Consider the following 18,405-nt stretch of genomic DNA (forward strand, 5'->3'; position numbering starts at 1 on the left):
TTTCACCCAACATTCAGCGCGTTTTGCAAAATCGAGTTAAACAACGCTTCCCAACTCTCCATCCCTTCCACCCCTTTTGCCGTCCTGAATGAGCGTGCTTCCAGATGGATATCGAAACCCGCCGTATGTTCGGCAATCTCACAAACCAGATTCCAATGCCATTGCCCGCCTGAAACATGAGGGGTTTCTAACTGACAGCAAGGAATGCCGCAGATACGGCCGTCAAAGCCCTCTTTTTGGAAATAACCGAAAAAGGTCGTGGGTAACAACGCTTGTCTGGGCAGACTCGGATACCGCATCGACAATGCTTGTGCATCAAACAGATAGTGTCGGTAAGCCTCACGTACCACCGTGCTGACAACGGCAAAATCCTCCAGGTTATTGTTGCCAAGGCCGGCCGTGACAAGATCATTGGCTTCACTCAGCAATTGCACGCGCACAGGCAGCAGCACCATCAAAGGCGCAATAACCGTCTGTTGCTCCAGTCGGTCACGGCCATGAAATATCGTAGAGATAAGTTGTTCTGTCTGCGGTTCAGGGGCATCCCGTAAACTGGCGGAATATTCCAGACAGGCTTTAAACCGTAAAAACACGGTCATAAAGAATTCAGGCATGCTGATTTTCAAGCGGGAGGTCAGTGCTTCAATTTGCTCTTTTTGTTTGGCATCCACCGCCACCAGGCAACTGCCGGTCACGGTTGGCTTACTGTCGATATCGATATCAGTCTCAATATCAGCAGGAGGCAGCCAATCCTGTAATTTCGTGTGCCAGAAATTGGCATTTTGTTGACTATGAGTCACAAATTCTTCGCCGTAGAACAGTGCCGAATAGTCCGCCAAACTGATACCGGAACAGGCCGCACGGCTTTCTGACGCTAATTTGCCCGAATCCGGCTCACTGGCAGCCGCTAATTCATTGAGTATTTGCCTCAAACCCGACCCATCAATACAGGCATGGGAAAAATCCAGCAGTAACATGGGATTTGGTTCAGCAACCAGCCAGCGGCCACGGACATTGATTCCATCCTCCAGCGAAAAAGGGCGGATAAAGTCACGCAAATCTTCGTCCAGAGAGCCGAGGCTTTGGCGCTTTTCCAGCCGGAAGACAAAACGTCTGGCAGGCTGCAAATAAAGCTCGCCATCAAGCAACATAAATTGCGCACTCAACCCGACATGGCGGGAAAACACTGATTGCAACAGGTGACGCAGCCGTTTAAGGTCTGGCTGCGTTTCGAACGAAAGCGCAATAAAACTATTGTTACTCAAATCCTGGGGGTTCAGTTTTAGCGCCTTATAGATCGCTTTTTGGGTTGGCAAGGCCCGAATCAGCCCCATAGGTGCCGATTCAGCAGATGGCACTGACGATGGCGATGCAGGCGATAACAACACATGAGCACGACTCAACTCAGCCTCAATCAGTACAGCTTGCGCAGCCAAATCCAAGTGGCTGACTATCGAACTCAAAAGCAACGACACCCCAAATTCTTGCTGTATCCGCATCATGAGTGTGACAGCCAGCAAGGAGTGTCCCCCCGCTTCGAAAAAGTGCGATTGACGTCCCAAAGAATCTATTTTTAGTAACTCAGACCATAGTTGAGCCAATTTCGTTTCGGTTCCGGCACGGGGTGGCTCTAGGGTTTCCGTCTGTATGACGGAGATATCAGAAGGCGCGGGTAATGCCTTGCGGTCTAATTTACCGTTGGCGGTTAGCGGAAGTGCCTCTATCCAAAGAATAGAGGATGGGATCATAAACGCCGGCAAACACGCCTGTAGGTGTACTTTCAAAGCCTGATTCAACATGGTTGGCCGCGTGTCTGTTGATGCGGGATCGTCGGCAGGTGAAGAATAGGCAGATGAAGAGCCGGCAGCGATGACATAAGCAACCAAACGCGCATCGCCGGGGGTATCTTCCCGTACCAGTACCACACACTCTTTAACACTGTCATGCGAAAGCAATGCCGCTTCGATTTCCCCTAATTCAATGCGCAGGCCACGCAATTTGACCTGAAAGTCATTACGACCCAAATATTCAATATCGCCATTGGGTAAATAGCGCGCCAAATCACCGGTACGATACATCCTCTGACCTGAATCTGGCCTGAAAGGATTTTTGATAAACTTTTCCGCAGTCAATTCAGGTTGGTTCAGATATCCACGTGCGACACCGATGCCTGAAATATACAGTTCTCCCACAACCCCAATCGGGGTTGGCTGACCATAAGCATCCAGAATATAGAGCTGAATATTGTCAATCGGCTTACCGATAGGAATGACGCTTTTTTCAGTTAACGCCCCCACTTTCCCCACACTGCAATCCCATGCGGTCACGTCAATGGCGGCTTCAGTCGGCCCATACAGATTATGTAATTCAACATCAGCAAACCGTTCATGAAACCGTAATACACTGCGAGCCGGCAACGCTTCACCGCTGCAAAACACTTGCCGAATACAAGATTTGACTTCGGAAGACGCATGTTGCAGAAAAATCGACAACATTGACGGCACAAAGTGCAGGGTGGTTATTTTGCGCTGACAAATCAAGGCACTTAAATAGCGGGGATCTTTATGCCCTTCGGGGATCGCCACCACCAGACGGGCGCCATACATTAACGGCCAGAAAAACTCCCAAACGGAAACATCAAAACTGAAAGGGGTTTTTTGCAAAACGGCATCACCGGCATTCAATGGATAAGCCTTCTGCATCCACACCAAGCGATTGACAACGCCGCGGTGTTCATTCATCACCCCTTTTGGCCGCCCTGTCGAGCCAGAGGTGTAGATCACATAGGCCAAATGAGATGACGTCAGGCCAATATCCGCCGTGGACAAATTATCGCTGTTTTGGGCAGACCACTTAACCGCATCTGCATGCAAATCGATGACACTGGCACCCGTATTTGCCGCATAGTCAACCAACAGTGCACTGATTTCTGCCGAAATTTCACCGTGTGACAACAGGACGCGGGGTGCGGCATCATGCAGCATGTAATCGAGCCGATCTCTGGGATAGCGGGGATCGAGCGGAACATACGCCCCCCCAGCTTTCAATATCGCCAGCAATGCCACGACCATTTCCATACTGCGTTCCAGGCAGACACCGACCAACGTATCCGGCGCTACGTTAAGTTCAGTGCGCAGATAACGTGCCAGTTGGTTGGCTTTTTGGTTCAGTTGTTCATAACTCAATTCTTGATAACACAATGCTTGATAACACAATGCTTGATCGGCAAACTCTACCGCAATCGCATCCGGCGTTCGCTGCACTTGTGCTTCAATCAGGGTATGAAGGCAAAGCGTAGGGAGACAAGAATGACGCAGAAAATCTGATTCTGTCTGATTCCATGCCATCAACCGCGCTTTTTCCTGGGCAGGTAAGATATTAATGCGACCGATTTTTCGGTGCGGCGTATTTGCCAACGTTAAGACGATCGCCTGTAACGCAGTTTGCAGGTAGTCACAGATCAATTCCGGATCAAGTGCCTGTTCAACCTGGGCATTAATCACAAATCCTTGTGCCAAATCGCTTTGGCCAAAATCATCAACGTTGATAGAAATAGGGTAATTCGTCCGTTCCATAATGCCGGAATAGCGAATACCTGCTACGGGGGATGGATTCAGTGCCTGAAATGGCTCAGCCGAAGGCAGATTATGCACTTCACTATGGCGATAATTCAGTAATGAAATAAACAGCGGACTCATTGCCGCGGCTTGTGCCGATTTTTGTGCCTGAGCCAACGATGCCTGTTCATATTTGACCAACTGCATCAAGATATCCTGCGTTTGCCAAAGGCATTCAAGCACAGGCTGGTTATTTAGACGGATGCGCAGCGGCAGTGTATTGATAAACTGCCCCATCGCATTGGCGGAAGCCTCGCCGGCAAACCCTCGTCCCAGCAGAACGGTCCCAAAAACAACATCATCTTGTCCGGTTAGACAGGCAATCACTTTGGCCCATGCCAGATGGAAAACCGCAGCAACACTGACACCATGCGTTTTAGCTTGTTGACGTATTTGATCGCCCAACTGCGCCGGTAATGGTCGCCACGCCTCCTGAATCACCGCCACTGCCGCCATATCGCTGCTTAAATATTTATCAATGCCCAGCGGGGCGGGGGCAGGCACATAATCCCGCAATAAATCGTCGAAGAACGTTTTTTGTCCTGCGATTCGGCTTGCATTGAAGAGATCCACCATCGTTTGCCTGAATGATAATGGCACCTCCTCAGCAAGCGGCGATGAAAAAGGTTGGGGTGAAAAAGATTGGGCTGAAAGTGACCGGCATGAAAGCAACTGGGCTTCTATCTCCTGCTGCATCTTTTCGATGGTCGTATGATCCACCGTCATATGGTGCAGCAAGTGTAACAATACCCATTCATTCTGTTTGGCATCATAGAAATAAAGACAGCGCTGTAAGGGCGCTTTGGTCATATCGAAGCGTTGTATGGCCGGATTACAATACTGCGTTAACACCGCCTGTAAATCTTCATGTCGTTCTTCACCTGTCTGTTGCCATTTTTCCCCCACATCTTCCACCCCCAGTTCCGCTTCCCGCCAGACGACCTGCACAGGACGGGAAAGCCCTTCGTAATGGATACTGACGCGAAATGTGTCGTGACGGGCGATAATACAACGCAGGGCGTTAAGATAGGCTTGCAGTAAATCCGCATGACTGAAACGAATAATTTGCCAAAGCACATAGGGATCACCGGTCTTATGGGCAAGAGAGTGATAAAACATGCCTTGCTGCAATGGCCCCAGCGGATAAATGTCTTTGATATTGGTCATACCACCCGGGATCGCGGCCGCTAATACCGCAATTTCACCCTGACTCAACGGCGGCCACGGAACCGCGTTTTCGGTGCCGGACACCTCCCTATCAGGCGTATCCCCTTGCCGGACACACGCCTGCAATTGCGCCGCCAGCGTCATCAAAACCGGATACTGGTACAAAGTATGGGCATCCACCATAAAGCCACGGCGACGCAATTCCAGCATCATTTTCATGGTCAGCAACGAGTGACCACCCAATTGCAAAAAATGTGAATTTCGCCCGATCTGTTTCACATTCAGCAACCCGCTCCACACCTCGGCCAACATTTGTTCCACGGCATTTTGGGGTGGCTCCACGGCCTGACAGGTCAATTCATCGGCAGTGATAAGAGGAAATGCCTTACGGTCAATTTTACCGCTGGCAGATAACGGAAAACGTTCGACGATAACCATAGCGGCAGGACACATGTAATCGGGCAGTGCATCCCGGATAAATTGCTGAATACCCTCTTTCATCCCAGTTTGCGTCTGGCGCTGCAACGCGCGCCCTGAAACAATCACAAAAGCAACCAAACGTTTCTCTTCCGCATTTTCTCCCTGAGCCACGACAACCGCATCCCGCACAGCAGGATGTGTCATCAATAACGCTTCAATCTCACCTAATTCAACCCGATGCCCGCGTATTTTGATTTGAAAATCGATCCGCCCAAGCACTTCCAGCAAACCATCCGGCCGCCATCGCGCTAAGTCACCTGTCCGGTACACACGCTGGGCGGTTTTATCCAAAACAATATCAACAAACACAATATCAACAAACTTTGCCGCCGTTTCTTCCGGCCGCCGGTGATAACCGCACGCTAATTGGATACCTGCAACACACAATTCTCCCGGCGAGCCATCAACAACCGGGCGATTTTCATCATCCAGTAAATAAATTCTGACATTGTCGATGGGTTGCCCAATGGCAGGCAATGCCGGCCAATCGTCCGCATTGCCCTTTAGGGTATGGGCGGTGACGACATGGGTTTCCGACGGGCCATAATGGTTATGCAGGTGGCAATGAGACAAGCTCTTAAAAAATTGTCTGATCGCTGAGGTGATAACAAGCTGTTCACCGGCTGTCACGACATCAATAAGCGTTTCAGGATAATGATCTTCCGCCACCGCCGCCGATGCCAGACTGTTTAACGCGACATAGGGCAGAAATATCCGCTCAATGTGTTGCTCAGACAGAAATGATAGCAGTGCCAGCGGATCTAACCGCAATTGATTAGGGATCAGCACCAGCTCTCCCCCGCTGGATAACGTGGAAAATATTTCCTGAAATGAGACATCAAAACTTAACGGAGAAAACTGCAATGTTTTTCTATTGGTATCACCTCCACCCGGCCTTTCGCCTTGGTTTTTTATCTGCCAAATCAGCAGATTTACCAGTGCCTTGTGTGGCATACAGACACCTTTGGGTTTGCCCGTCGAGCCAGAGGTATAGATAAGGTAAGCGAGGCTGTCAGCAGTACAGGTTGAGGTTAAATTCTCATCACCCTGATGTTCTTCAATAACAGCATATTGATCCCAATCGATACACTCAATCGTATCGGGAAGTGAATGGATAAGGGCACCGCGGGTCACCACGACCGACACATTGGAATCATGCAAAATATAGGATTGACGTTCGGCAGGATAGCTGAGATCAACCGGCACATAGGCTGCGCCCGCTTTTAGCACGCCCAGGACGGCAATAATCATCTCCATGCCGCGATCCAAATAAATCCCCACCGCAGCCGTTTCATCACCTGAAATGTGGCCTAAGTGGTGACGGCGGAGATAATACGCTAATCTGTTCGCCCGACGATTAAGTTGGTCGTAAGACAGTGTTTGCCCTCCAAATCGAACGGCTACGGCATCCGGTGTTTGCGTGACTTGCCGTTCAAACAATTTATGCACAACATATTGATGGCACTCAGATAACAACGACTTATTACACATAACTCGCTTCCTTTGACTCAATATTGGCTATTAGCTTTTACGGGACGGAACTTTCACGGAACGGAAAAAGAGCGGCTTGAAGCAGAAAAGGTTGAAGAAGAGATTGATCGTATTGGCAAAGAAAATCAGCCCCACCGCCGCGACAGGCAGGCTTACAGGCCCCCAAACGAGTAAATTTGGCCAACTCCATGCCAAAAACCCTGCGGGTGACATTGCCAGTACCGATATCAGCAGCGTATTCAGCACTATAAATGTTATGAGGAAAAATGTTATGGGGAAGGATTTGCCGAGATTCTTTCTCCCCGATTTTCGTTTATAGATAACGGCTAACAGCAATAGTGCGCCCACCAACCAGAAAATAGTGGCGGCCACGGTGAACATGCCATCATTCACATCGGTGGCAAAACGTTCCGGCATCATTTGCCCGGAAGCGCCGCGCAAATAGTGGAATATTGACCTGCCCAGTTCCATAACCTGCGGGCTGTTACTGTTCCCCAACAAGGCAATCCCGACGCCTGCCTGCGGATCAAACGCAACATAAGCCGCCGCATTGGGGTTTTGCCCCGGATGGCTCCAGTACGTGGTTTGATCGGTTGCAACATCCCAACCGTAAGCGTACCCGTCATCCCTCTCCTGCGCGTGAGGGCGCTGTACCTGCGCCAGTGCGGCATACAGTGCAGACAGCGAATGATGCGGCGACAATTTATGCAGTAAAAATTGCAGCCAGATAGCCATATCCTCTGGGGTGCTGAGTACATAACCGGCTGGTGTATTTTGCAGGTAACGCGGTGCATCATAGGGCCGGGCAACCATAAAACTGATTTTATAGCCCGGAATAAGCAGCTTTGTGGTACGTTCCCCTGAAATACGCTCCTCCACAAAGGTGTGCTTCATCCCTAAAGGCTGAAAAACTTTTTCCTTCAATAACACGGAAAATGGTTTACCCGTCGCCCGTTCAGCCACCAGACCCAACAAGCTGTAATTCAATGTGGCGTACTCTTCCTGAGTTCCGACGGGATAGGCTAAAGGCACATTCTTTAACAGTGCCGGCAAGTGTGATAACGCATCAGGAGCCGTATTCGGGCGCAGCAGGTCAATCGTATTTTCTGCAATACCACTACGATGGGATAACAGGTCTTGGATCTGAACGGCGGAATAACCCATTTGGGGATGTTCTGCCAACTCAGGTATCCAGTCCGTAATCGCATCTTCGCGCTTAAGTCGCTGCTCCTGCTCAAGCAAGGCGATTAACAACCCGGTAAAGGCTTTGCTGGTGGAAGCCAGTTCAAACATTCCCTTCTCCGCCTTGCCCAAGCGTAACACCATGCTTTGGTCGCCGGCCACAATCGTTAATCCCGCGCTGGGCACCTGCCCGATATCCCAACGACGAGGTATTTCATTGACCACCTTTTCCAGCTTCGTCTGAGGTTCCTGACTGACTGGTTTTATTGCATCCCCTTTTATTATTGCATCCACTGGCGGAAATATTCCCACCAGCAAGGCAAATCCGATGACAGTAGAAAAAACGCGCCTGCGGACACGGTTGACGTCACTCATGGGTGCCTTTCTCCTGTCCTGTTGCGGTATCACGCAATTTACGCCGCGTCTGCAAAGTACGTCGCTTATCCCCCAACGCGGATTGCGACGCGTCTGATCCCTCGGCAACAGACTCTTTTTCAGCAGATTCTTGTTCAACAGCTTGTTGCTCAATAAATTGTTGCTCAACAGATCGTGCCGGAGCCAGTTCCTTGCTCAACTCCCGCAAGGAGGCTGCCTTAAACAGCAATGCCACCGGAATATCCCGTTCCAAGCGCTGTTCCAGTCGCTTGGCAAATTGAATCAGATCCAGAGAGGTTGCCCCTAAAGTGAAAAAGCTGGCATCCACATCCAAATCTTCAATGCCCAAAAAACCGGCCAACATGGAGCGCATCGCCTGAAGCAACACCTGCGCATTTGCGCCGATCAACGATGAACTCGCGGCATCATTGACGGTATCCAACGTATCCAGTGTTGAACGGCTACTGAACAACATCTGCTGGGTATGTTGTTGTTTTTCCAGAACAGAACCCACGGGAAGTTTGGAAACAGCCACATAGGACAAAGGCGTTTGTTCAACCAACGCCGCCATGACCAGCGCAATTTGCGTACCTTCGGTATTGGACAGACCTTCTGCCTGCAATTTCTCCACAAAGCTGAGTGCCTTGCTGCGCTCCTCCATGACAATGACTATCTTGCCGGTGTGCTTTCCTTGCGCCATATACTGAAAGGCGTCAGAAATCGCTTGGGCGGGATACGCTTTCGTGGGCAAAGGCTTAAGAATTTCCTGTGCGAACAGTGTTGTTATTTCAGCCCATGCCTCCTGATAGGCAGGATGTTCCGCCCCGGCTTGTATGGCATGGAAACTGCCACCTGCGGCGAAAATCTCAAGTCCCAGTTGCCGGTTTTGCAAAATATCTCGTAAACCCAACTCCAGGAATCGACCCTGCGGTGCCAACAGGGATAAGCTTTCCTCCAGCAGCTCACCCGCCAATGCGTTGAGAATGACATCAAAAGGCCGCTCTCCCAATTCACGACGGAAAACCTCGCCGAACTCACGTGTTCTGGAGTTCGCTGCACCTTGTGCTCCCATATTCAGCAGCCACCGGCGTTTCTCTTCACTGCCTGCCGTGACCCAGACTTGGGCACCCAGATACCGGGCAATTTGCATGGCCGCCATACCGACGCCACTCGCGGCGGAATGAATCAGGATACGTTGCCCCTTTTTCAAATTGGCGGCATGTTTCAAGGCGATCCAAGCGGTCGTAAAGGCAACCGGAATACCCGCCGCTTGTTGGAAACCCAAGATCGGCGGGATAGGGGCAACAACCTGCCGTGGCATCACCACATATTCCGCCAGACAGCTATGTCCGGCACACATCACCCGATCGCCGACCCGGATATCCGTGACCTCTGATCCAATACGAGTCACCCTGCCCGCGGCTTCTTGCCCAAAAGTCATTGCCGGATCGACAGGCGCCGGCAGTACGCCAAGTGCGATTAACACATCCTTGAAATTGACTCCCGCCGCTTTGACCTGAATTTCGACATCGTGAGGGCCTAAAGTTTTACGCGCCTCAAACTGTGAAATAAAGGTAAAGTTGGCTCCGCCTGAACCATCGTTATGCAAGCGCATAACACGGTGTAACCCGGCCTCACCCTGCTCAATTTCAGCGTCTCCGGCACCCTGCATCGGCTCTGTTTGGTTATCCAATGCCGTGGTGGCATCGACCAATAGCAGATCATTTATCACGACCAGCAAATTGCCCGTTTCTGAATAAAGGGTTACCTGCAACAACCTGCTGGTGCCGATTGCCTGTATCTGAACATGGCTTTTCACCCGATCACACATAGGGGCAAATTGGGTAAAACCACCGATTGAAACCGGTGCAAATTGCACGTCTTCATCTTCCGGGGAGGCAATCAGGGTCGCAGTATCCAATAGCGCAACATGCAGGCCGGCGTTTTCTGCTTCTCCCTGATAAGCGGCGGGAAGCTGCAATAGGTTGAGTACCTCATTGGACGCAGTTCGATCGACAGAGATAACATTTTGCCAGCGAGGGCCAAAGGTCAGTGCCGCCTTTGGACTGACCCCCCGATTATCCGTGGCGCTGAACAGGTTCTGAATGATCTGGGTCGGAAGCGATTTATCAGAGGGGATAACTTGGTCGTTACGGGCAACGACTTTGCCACTCGCATGTTTCACCCAGGTAGCACGGGAAAATTCACCCTGCCCCGAAAAGATTTCAAAGGTATCCAGGGCGTCCGCAAACATGATGGCGATATCCCGATCATTTCCGTCAACCACAACCAATGGTTTCTCAATGGTGATCCCCTGTAATGAGAAAGCGCCCGACGCTTCGGAGCGTAATGCCCTGGCAGCGCGGTGCGCCAGCACAACCATCCCCATCGCAGGCATTACGCTGGTCGATTCATCGATCCGATGTTCGTCGAGCCACCAATCCGTTTTGGCGCTTAATCGGTGCCGCCATAGCGGAATGTTGGATACCCCAATCGCCGATGTTTCGCTTCTCCTTGTTTTCTCTGCCTGTTGGATTGCATGATCCAGTTGTTGAGCCGAACGGGTTGCCATACCGGATTGTGCCCAATCATCCCACGCAATCGCCAGTGCTTTGCCGCCTTTGTTACGAACCTGTTCTGCATAGGACTCCAGACAGGCGTTGGCCGCAACGTAAGCAATCTGGCCGACTTTCTCTTTCGGCAATAAATTACCCAGACTGGAAAACAGCAATAGCGCCGGATTTCCCAAGCGATGCAGGTTATCGCAGAGGAAGCGGGTTCCGGTGACTTTGGGAGCCAATGTCGCGAGGGATTCTGCCTCTGAACGCATTTGCAACATGGCGCCTTCACCTCGTCCGGCTGTGTGGAAGACATAATCGATCCCAACACCGCGCGCAGCCAATTGAAATACCGGTGCAAAAGCCTTCTCCAGCGATGAGCTATCTCCCAAATCCGCATGGATAAATTCGATGTGACTCCCTTTAGCTTCAAGATCCAAGGCCCATTGCAGCATTGTTGGCACAGTCTGGCGCACCAGCAATAACAGATTGCAGTGATAAACACGGGCCAAATATTCCGCAATTGCTGCGCCCATGCCGCCGTTCGCTCCCGTGATTAAGACCCAACTGTTGCGGCTGATGTTCGGCAATTTATCGGGCACTGCCCGTTTTTGCACACGTGAAGTCATCCGGCGTTGCCAGAAGTTGTCTTTTCCATAATTATCCTGACGGAAGCAATAAAACCGGCCACCTTGCCACTCTTGTTCTCTCCACGGCTGCAATCCACGAGCGAGCGTTTCCGCATCTGCATGTTTAAAATCGATGCAAAGCGTAGAGATATGGGGATACTCTTCCGGCAAGATCAGTAATGGTCCCTGAAGTTGGTGCTTTTCAGCATTCAGCGTTTCGCTGTCATCCCATGCCACCATCTGTCTGGCAGGGAAAAACAGGCGCATTTTCGGTACAGGATTTTGTGTTGCACTCCACCTTGCCAGCGCCGTCGGCAGCCAGAATGCCCAGAATTGGGTCTGTTGCGCGTTCAAATCCTCCAACAACCCGGTAATCATCACGTCTATCTCTGCCGACGCCGGTCTCTCTTGTATCAGCCAAGCTGATAACACCGTGTAGATATTCGAAAAATCAGGCTGAGAGAGGTTAATGTTGGCAAGGGTGAGTTCACTAAACTGCAATTCAGTGCGATTGATTGCCAACGCCTCAACCAGACGCTGCTCTCTGGCTGTCACCTGCGGGCAAATTATCCATGTCGTTGGCGCAGATCCCGGTTTACGCTGATTTCCCACCGTCGGGATATCGGCGCTTTCCCAGTCAAATCCATAATAATGTGAACCGAAAAATAGCGATGAAAGTGTCGGTGTCACGGTGGTTTTTGCAGCGGAATTCAGTGGCGCAACGGAGGCTTGTGGCAGACAAATCGTCCGTTCAAACGCATGGCCCGGTAAATGAATTTTCCGGCCGGCAATCTGCGGTTGAGGATGAACCTTTGACCATTCAATCTCGCCACCCCGTGCCCAGACCTTGGCAATAAACTGCAATGTCGATTTCACTTCGTGATCGGCACCTTGTGCCCCTAGTGTCGGGCTTATCCTTTCGACATTCAGTTGCAGCCATTTACGCGCATGTTGTAGCAAATCCATGCCGGTGCCAATTTGCGCCAAGAGTGAGACCGGATGATCCTGTTCCATTTGTTGCAACGCAGCACCAAATTGCACGGGGGATAACATTTGCCTGACCCAATATTGGGGATCACACATCTCATCAGCCCATATTTTCCGTCCCAATGCCGTTGAATAAATTGCGCACTGTGCGGGCTTAAGATGATAATTTTTCAGCAATGCCCCAAACGCTTTTGCGGCGACGTCAACCATTGGGGTGTGAAAAGCGTGGGATACCGCCACTCGCTTAAACGTGAAGCCTTGCTGCGTTAACCAGTTCTCCGCTTCTGCAACCAACCCCTCTTCGGTGGCCAACGTCCAGGTTTTTGGGCTGAGTTCCGATATGCACCATAATATGGCCGGAAAATGGCCATCGAACGCTTTTTTGCCGGTTCGCTGGCTGGCGGCAAACACCGCCCCTTTTGGCATGGCATCCATCAGTCTGGCACGGGCGATCACTAATTCCATCCCCTCATCAAGACTAAATACGCCAGCCATTGCCGCCGCCGCAAACTCCCCTAAGCTAAATCCACACAAGGCCGCGGGTCGGCAGCCAAGCCGTTGCAACCAAACGCCCAATGCCGCCTGCGAAGCATATAAAAGTGGCTGGAGGCGATAAGTTGACAGTGTTTCAGGCTGTTTGATCCATTTGATGAGGGTTGCTCTGTCAGTGGACAGCAAGCCGGCCGCTTTATCCAGCAATCCCAGATAGATATCCCCGAATTCTGGATAGGCGGCCGCAAGATGCAATCCCATTTCTGGCAGTTGCGAACCCTGCCCCGGAAATAGCCAAACCTGCTCCTCCATCGCGGTGCAAGCCCCCTCCATCAATGACCAATGATCAAGCTGCTGTTTCCAGTCGTCGTAACTTGACGTGACAAAAGCCGCCCGGCTGGGATAGGTGGCGCGATTTTCCTGCAATTGACGGGCGATGGCGGCTAAATCCGACGCGGGGATCTGGCCTGAACTGGTTTGAACAGTACCTTGAGCAATACCTTGAACAATACCTTGAACCACACGAAGATGGTTTGCATACGCTGCCGTTAATTTCGCCAGCGCCAACGGTGAATTGGCGGAAAGGGGCAATATGTGCATCGGCAGACGGCTCTCTGCCATCCCCGTCTCTTCACGATCCGGTTCCGGTGGCTGTTCAAGCAATACGTGAACATTGGTTCCCCCAATGCCGAATGAGCTGACCCCGGCTCGCCGGATCTTCTGCTGTTGCGGCCAGTTGACGGCCTGAGTCGGCACCCAGAAAGGGGTACGATCCAGCTCCAGATGGGGATTGGGCTGATTGAAATGCAGAGAAGGCGGAATGACACCAAAACGGACACTTAACGCCGCTTTGATCAGTCCGGCGATACCCGCCGCCGCATCCAGATGCCCCATATTGGATTTGACACTTCCCACGGCACAACGGAATGGGGTCAATTCGTCCGGTGACAACAGCGTCTGGGCAACTTTGTTCAGCGCCTGAATCTCAATAGGATCACCCAATACCGTCGCAGTGCCATGCGCTTCAATCATGCCCAGACTCGAAAATGGAATATCTGCCAAGCGATAAACCTGCGCGATGACGTCTGCTTGTCCCTGAACACTGGGGGCTTCAAAACTGACTTTTCTGTCGCCGTCATTGTTCATGCCAGATTCGACGATCACCGCATGAATGGGATCACCCTCCGCTATCGCATCGTCCAGCAGTTTTAACAGCACGACCGCAACGCCATTACCATTCACGGTGCCCTGCCCATCGGCGGCAAAAGTTTTACAGTGTCCATCAGGCGAGAGGATCATACCGTCCTGATGTAAATAACCTCCCGCCACAGGATCAGTAATGCAGGCCCCACCCGCTAATGCCATGGTGCACTCTCCCGCCAGTAACGCTTTACACGCTAAGTGCACGGCAGACAATGAAGTCGAACAGGCCGTTTGCACGTGGACTGCCGGCCCGTTCAATTTCATGCGATAGGCGATTTGTGCGGCGAATGAAGCCGGATCGTTGTAATTACTGACATCGAATATTTCCGCAATATCCTGATCCGCTGCCGTGAATTGTGCCAATCGGGTCAGGTTCAAGGTGGAACCGATAAACACACCGGCATTTAGCGGTGAATTACCGGGAGAAATGCCCGCATCAAGAAAGGCGTTAAAACTGACTTCATGCAGTATCCGAAGCTGCGGGTCCATTTTTCTCGCTTCCCGTTTCGAGTAACCGAAAAAGCGGTAATCAAAACATTCAACATCTTCAAGCGCGGCTTTGGCAGGCACATAATTGGGTTGATCAATCCGTTCGGGGGGAATGCCGGCAGCCAACAGCTCTTCCCGTGAGAAAAACGATACCAATTCCCGCCCTGCCAGTAAGTTTTGCCAAAAACGTTGCCAATCGGGGCTATGGGGAAATCGGCAGGAAATGCCAATAATCGCGACTTCATTTCCGCTGTATTCACGCTTCATCATGCTGAACTTCCTTTTGCTTTACGCCGCCGATCCGCCAGCCGGTTTTTACCGTGTCGGCTCGATGACAAAATGGATTCTTGGGATGACGGCTTGCCGTAACCCGCCTGTACCGCCTCGGCATGGTTTGCATATTCAGCATATTCGGGCGAAACCTGACGCTGTTTTATCCAGCCGGCAAAAGAGGCGATCGTCGGGTGTTCAAATAAGACGGCAATGCCTACGTCCTGATTGAATGCCTGCTGCATTCGGGATTGCAGGGCAATGATCTTGATTGAGTCACCCCCCGCATCAAAGAAATTGACGTCGGTAGCGACAATCTGGTTTTCCAGTACGTCATTCCAGATGGCTTGAACCTGGACTTCGACAGGATCAGTTAACGGCACATGCTGTTTTACCGCTTGTTTTTGTTGCCACTCAAGCGCAATAGTTTGCAGGCGCTTACGATCAACCTTGCCCGTCATCGTGCGTGCAAAACCATCCACCACCACAATCAGTGCCGGATTCCATGATTCGGGAAAATGCCGGCGAATATGTTCTCTTATACGAGGCTCCAGCATGGCCGGTGATCCCGCGCTATCCACAAAAAGATGCCATTGACGTTTGCCTGCCTGCATCGCGGGCAACAAATAGCAGGCTTTAACTTGTTCTAACATTTCGACCGTCAATTCCAATTCTCGTGGTTCGATACGAACACCGTTGACTTTCACCTGATCATCGATTCGCCCCAGATAGCGAAAACCAGATTCACGAGAAAAAATCACCGCATCACCTGTGCGATAGAAAGATTGGGTCAGATTCGGATATTCAATAATGCCTTCGGCATGGACAAAATATTTGGCGGATTCGACCGGATTAGTGGCGTAGCCATAAGCAACCGCCCGCCCTGCTACCCACAGTTCACCGCGAATACCTGCGGGCAGGGGGTTGCCGAAGACATCTGCACAATAGGCAATCACATTTTGAATTGGCCAGCCAATGGAGACGTCTGTTGTCAAGGACTGTTTGGCGGTAAGGCAATCTACCGTTGTCTCGCTAGGGCCATAATGGTTGCTGACAGCATAGCCCTGCCGCAACAAATCATCCTTGAGGTGTTTCGGTAACTCTTCACCGCCGAATATCCATAATCGCATGGCAGGAAAGAACGGGGCATCCTGAATAAGCTGTGCGATGGCTCCCGGAATAAAGTTGATGAGTGTAATGGACTCATTCTGCAATAGCTCAATAAATGCCTGTCTTTCCAGCAACACGTTGGGAGAGGGGTAAATCAGCGTTGCACCGGCCACCAGACTGGCAAACAGATCTTCTACACTGGGATCGAAATTCAGGTCAGTCAATCCCAGTATCCGATCTGAGGAGGTCAGGTTCGTTTCTGGCAAGAACCAATCCAGCAAATTTGCCACCGATTCGTTACGAATGGATATCCCTTTGGGGGTGCCGGTCGTTCCTGAGGTGAAAATAAAGTAAAACTCCGCTTCAGGCCGCCGCTGACGGTACAATACGGGAGCGGTATTTAGCGATGAGTCCGTTAACGATGCAATATTCAGCCACAAAATATTCGGCCCAAAAACATTCGACCCAAAATAGTGTTCATTCTCACTAACGCCCTCACTTAGCACCGCATGATATAACTCCGTATGGCATAAAATAATGCTGCAACCTGCCAACGCCAGCAGGCTTTTTTTACGTTGCAGCGGATCTTTGGGATTGAGATAGAAGTAACTGCCGCCACTGAATACAATGGCCAATATGGCTTGGGTGGATAACAATCCTTTTTCGAGATGAACGGCAACCCGATCTCCCGGAATAAAACCCGCTTGCCGCAGATGCCCCTGCAAAACCCCGATACCCCGCAATAATTCACCATTGCTAATCCGGTTCTGATTATCGATCAGGCTGATTTTTTGCGGATATTGTTCAAGCCGATGATAAATACGAGATAAAAATTCATTGATATCGGGATGCTGTTCCTTTAATTCTCCCATCACCAAAGAAGTCTGGCCTGAACCCAGGCTGAATACCCGCGCGCCAATCGGACTATCCGCTGCATGTTCAAGCAAGTCAGTCGCCAATGATTCAAATACGTTAAGTGCCACTGTGATTGCAGCAGGATCGCCCCGGTAAGTTTCTCCCGTGCTTAACTCAACACGCCACTGCTCCACGCCAGACACGCTTAATGTCAAACCAAAATGCGTGGTTTCTTCACTGTGTAGATCGGTCAGAAATGCCTCGTAACGGGGATCTTGCAATGTGCTATCAATGGGATAATTATCGAAAACGACAATCGAATCATACAGTTCATCATGGATGCCCGTTGCTTCCCTGATGATGAGGGGCGGTGTTTTTTCATGGCGCTGAGCCTGTTGCAAAGTCTGGAAAACAGCCCGCAATGCAGCGTGCAGATTCCATTGACCATCAAGCACCAAACACAGTGGCACGGTATTGATAAATAATCCCAGCGGTGGGTTATCACCCTCTTGTGCGAGTGCCGCGCCCCGGCCTGAAAATGTGCAACCAAACGCCACGGTTTTTTGGAAGGTTAATTTGGCTAATGTCAATGCCCAACATAGGTAAATGAAACTTGCCGGCGTCACGCCGGCCTGACGGCATCGTGTTTCTATTGCGGCCTTGCGTTGCGCATTCCACACCCTGTTTGCCGTTATCCTGCCGTGACGCTTCGCTTCATCCGTCACATATCCAGCAGAACGGAACCAAGGTTCGGCCAACAGTTTTGTTGTCGCTGAATCTTCTCCGTCGGGCAACTGTTGCCATGTTTTTCGCCAATATTCGCGGCTGAATGCCTGCTCTTCCTGGCTTAATCCCCGCCAAAGTTGCTGCGCGTACAAACGTGCGGCCAAAGGCACTATTTTTTGCTTACGCAATCCTTGCAACCATAGGGAAATCAGTAACGAACTACTCCAGCCATCCATCAGAATATGATGAAAAGAGCACGCAATATTTAATGTTGCAGCGTGAATATCGTGGTAAACCACAATACGAAATACTTCACGGTTCAGGGCAAATGGCGTTGCTTTCGATTGTGCCAGCCAGTCAAGCGCTTGCGGGTTAATGGATGCTTGTTTTGTTGATGAATGTTTTGTTGATGAATGTTTTGCTGACGATATGACATGGGTTGAATCAATGCAGATATACTCCAGCGTAATACGCGGCAATGTGTAGATAACCTGATGGGGAACCCTAACACCTTGCCAGACAAAGACCGATCGCAAGGCAGGTTGAGATGCCTGTATCTGTCGCCACACGTTGAAAATATCTTCTTTCTCGACATCGGCTTGCACGCTGAATGCCACACCAATATGGTAGGCGCTGTTGCCATCTTTTAAAGCATGAAACAATAACCCTTTCGCCTGTGGCGTCGCCTGTAGCAGCTCTTCAACCGGATTTTCACTGGAATGATGTGCAGCAATAGCATTACGTTCACTGGGATCGTGCTTAAAGTCCGCCATA

4 protein-coding genes are annotated in these 18,405 nt (G+C 50.8%); all 4 read right to left on the minus strand.

Annotation, left to right across the window (positions count from 1 at the left end; all coding sequences use genetic code 11):
* Positions 1 to 2 precede the first annotated feature (2 nt).
* Genes XDD1_RS12560 through XDD1_RS12575 form a run of 4 tightly spaced genes read right to left on the minus strand, consistent with a single transcriptional unit; the run spans position 3 to position 18,404 of the window.
* Positions 3 to 6,755, minus strand: a complete 6,753-nt coding sequence (locus XDD1_RS12560; protein ID WP_052705703.1) for a non-ribosomal peptide synthetase — start codon at positions 6,753 to 6,755, stop codon at positions 3 to 5.
* A 30-nt stretch (positions 6,756 to 6,785) separates the two neighbouring features.
* A complete protein-coding gene (locus tag XDD1_RS12565) occupies positions 6,786 to 8,312 on the minus strand; it encodes a serine hydrolase domain-containing protein (RefSeq protein ID WP_052705704.1) in 1,527 nt (508 codons plus the stop codon).
* A complete protein-coding gene (locus tag XDD1_RS12570; RefSeq protein WP_231854409.1) occupies positions 8,305 to 14,940 on the minus strand; it encodes a type I polyketide synthase in 6,636 nt (2,211 codons plus the stop codon). The genes XDD1_RS12565 and XDD1_RS12570 overlap by 8 nt, the downstream gene beginning before the upstream one ends.
* Positions 14,937 to 18,404 carry an AMP-binding protein gene (locus tag XDD1_RS12575; protein WP_084721030.1) on the minus strand — a complete coding sequence of 1,156 codons (3,468 nt, stop codon included), beginning with the start codon at positions 18,402 to 18,404 and terminating at the stop codon, positions 14,937 to 14,939. Before XDD1_RS12575 ends, XDD1_RS12570 begins: the two co-directional genes overlap by 4 nt.
* Between the last annotated feature and the right edge of the window lies 1 nt (position 18,405).

The sequence above is a fragment of the Xenorhabdus doucetiae genome, from assembly GCF_000968195.1.
GTDB classification, from domain to species: Bacteria; Pseudomonadota; Gammaproteobacteria; order Enterobacterales; family Enterobacteriaceae; genus Xenorhabdus; species Xenorhabdus doucetiae.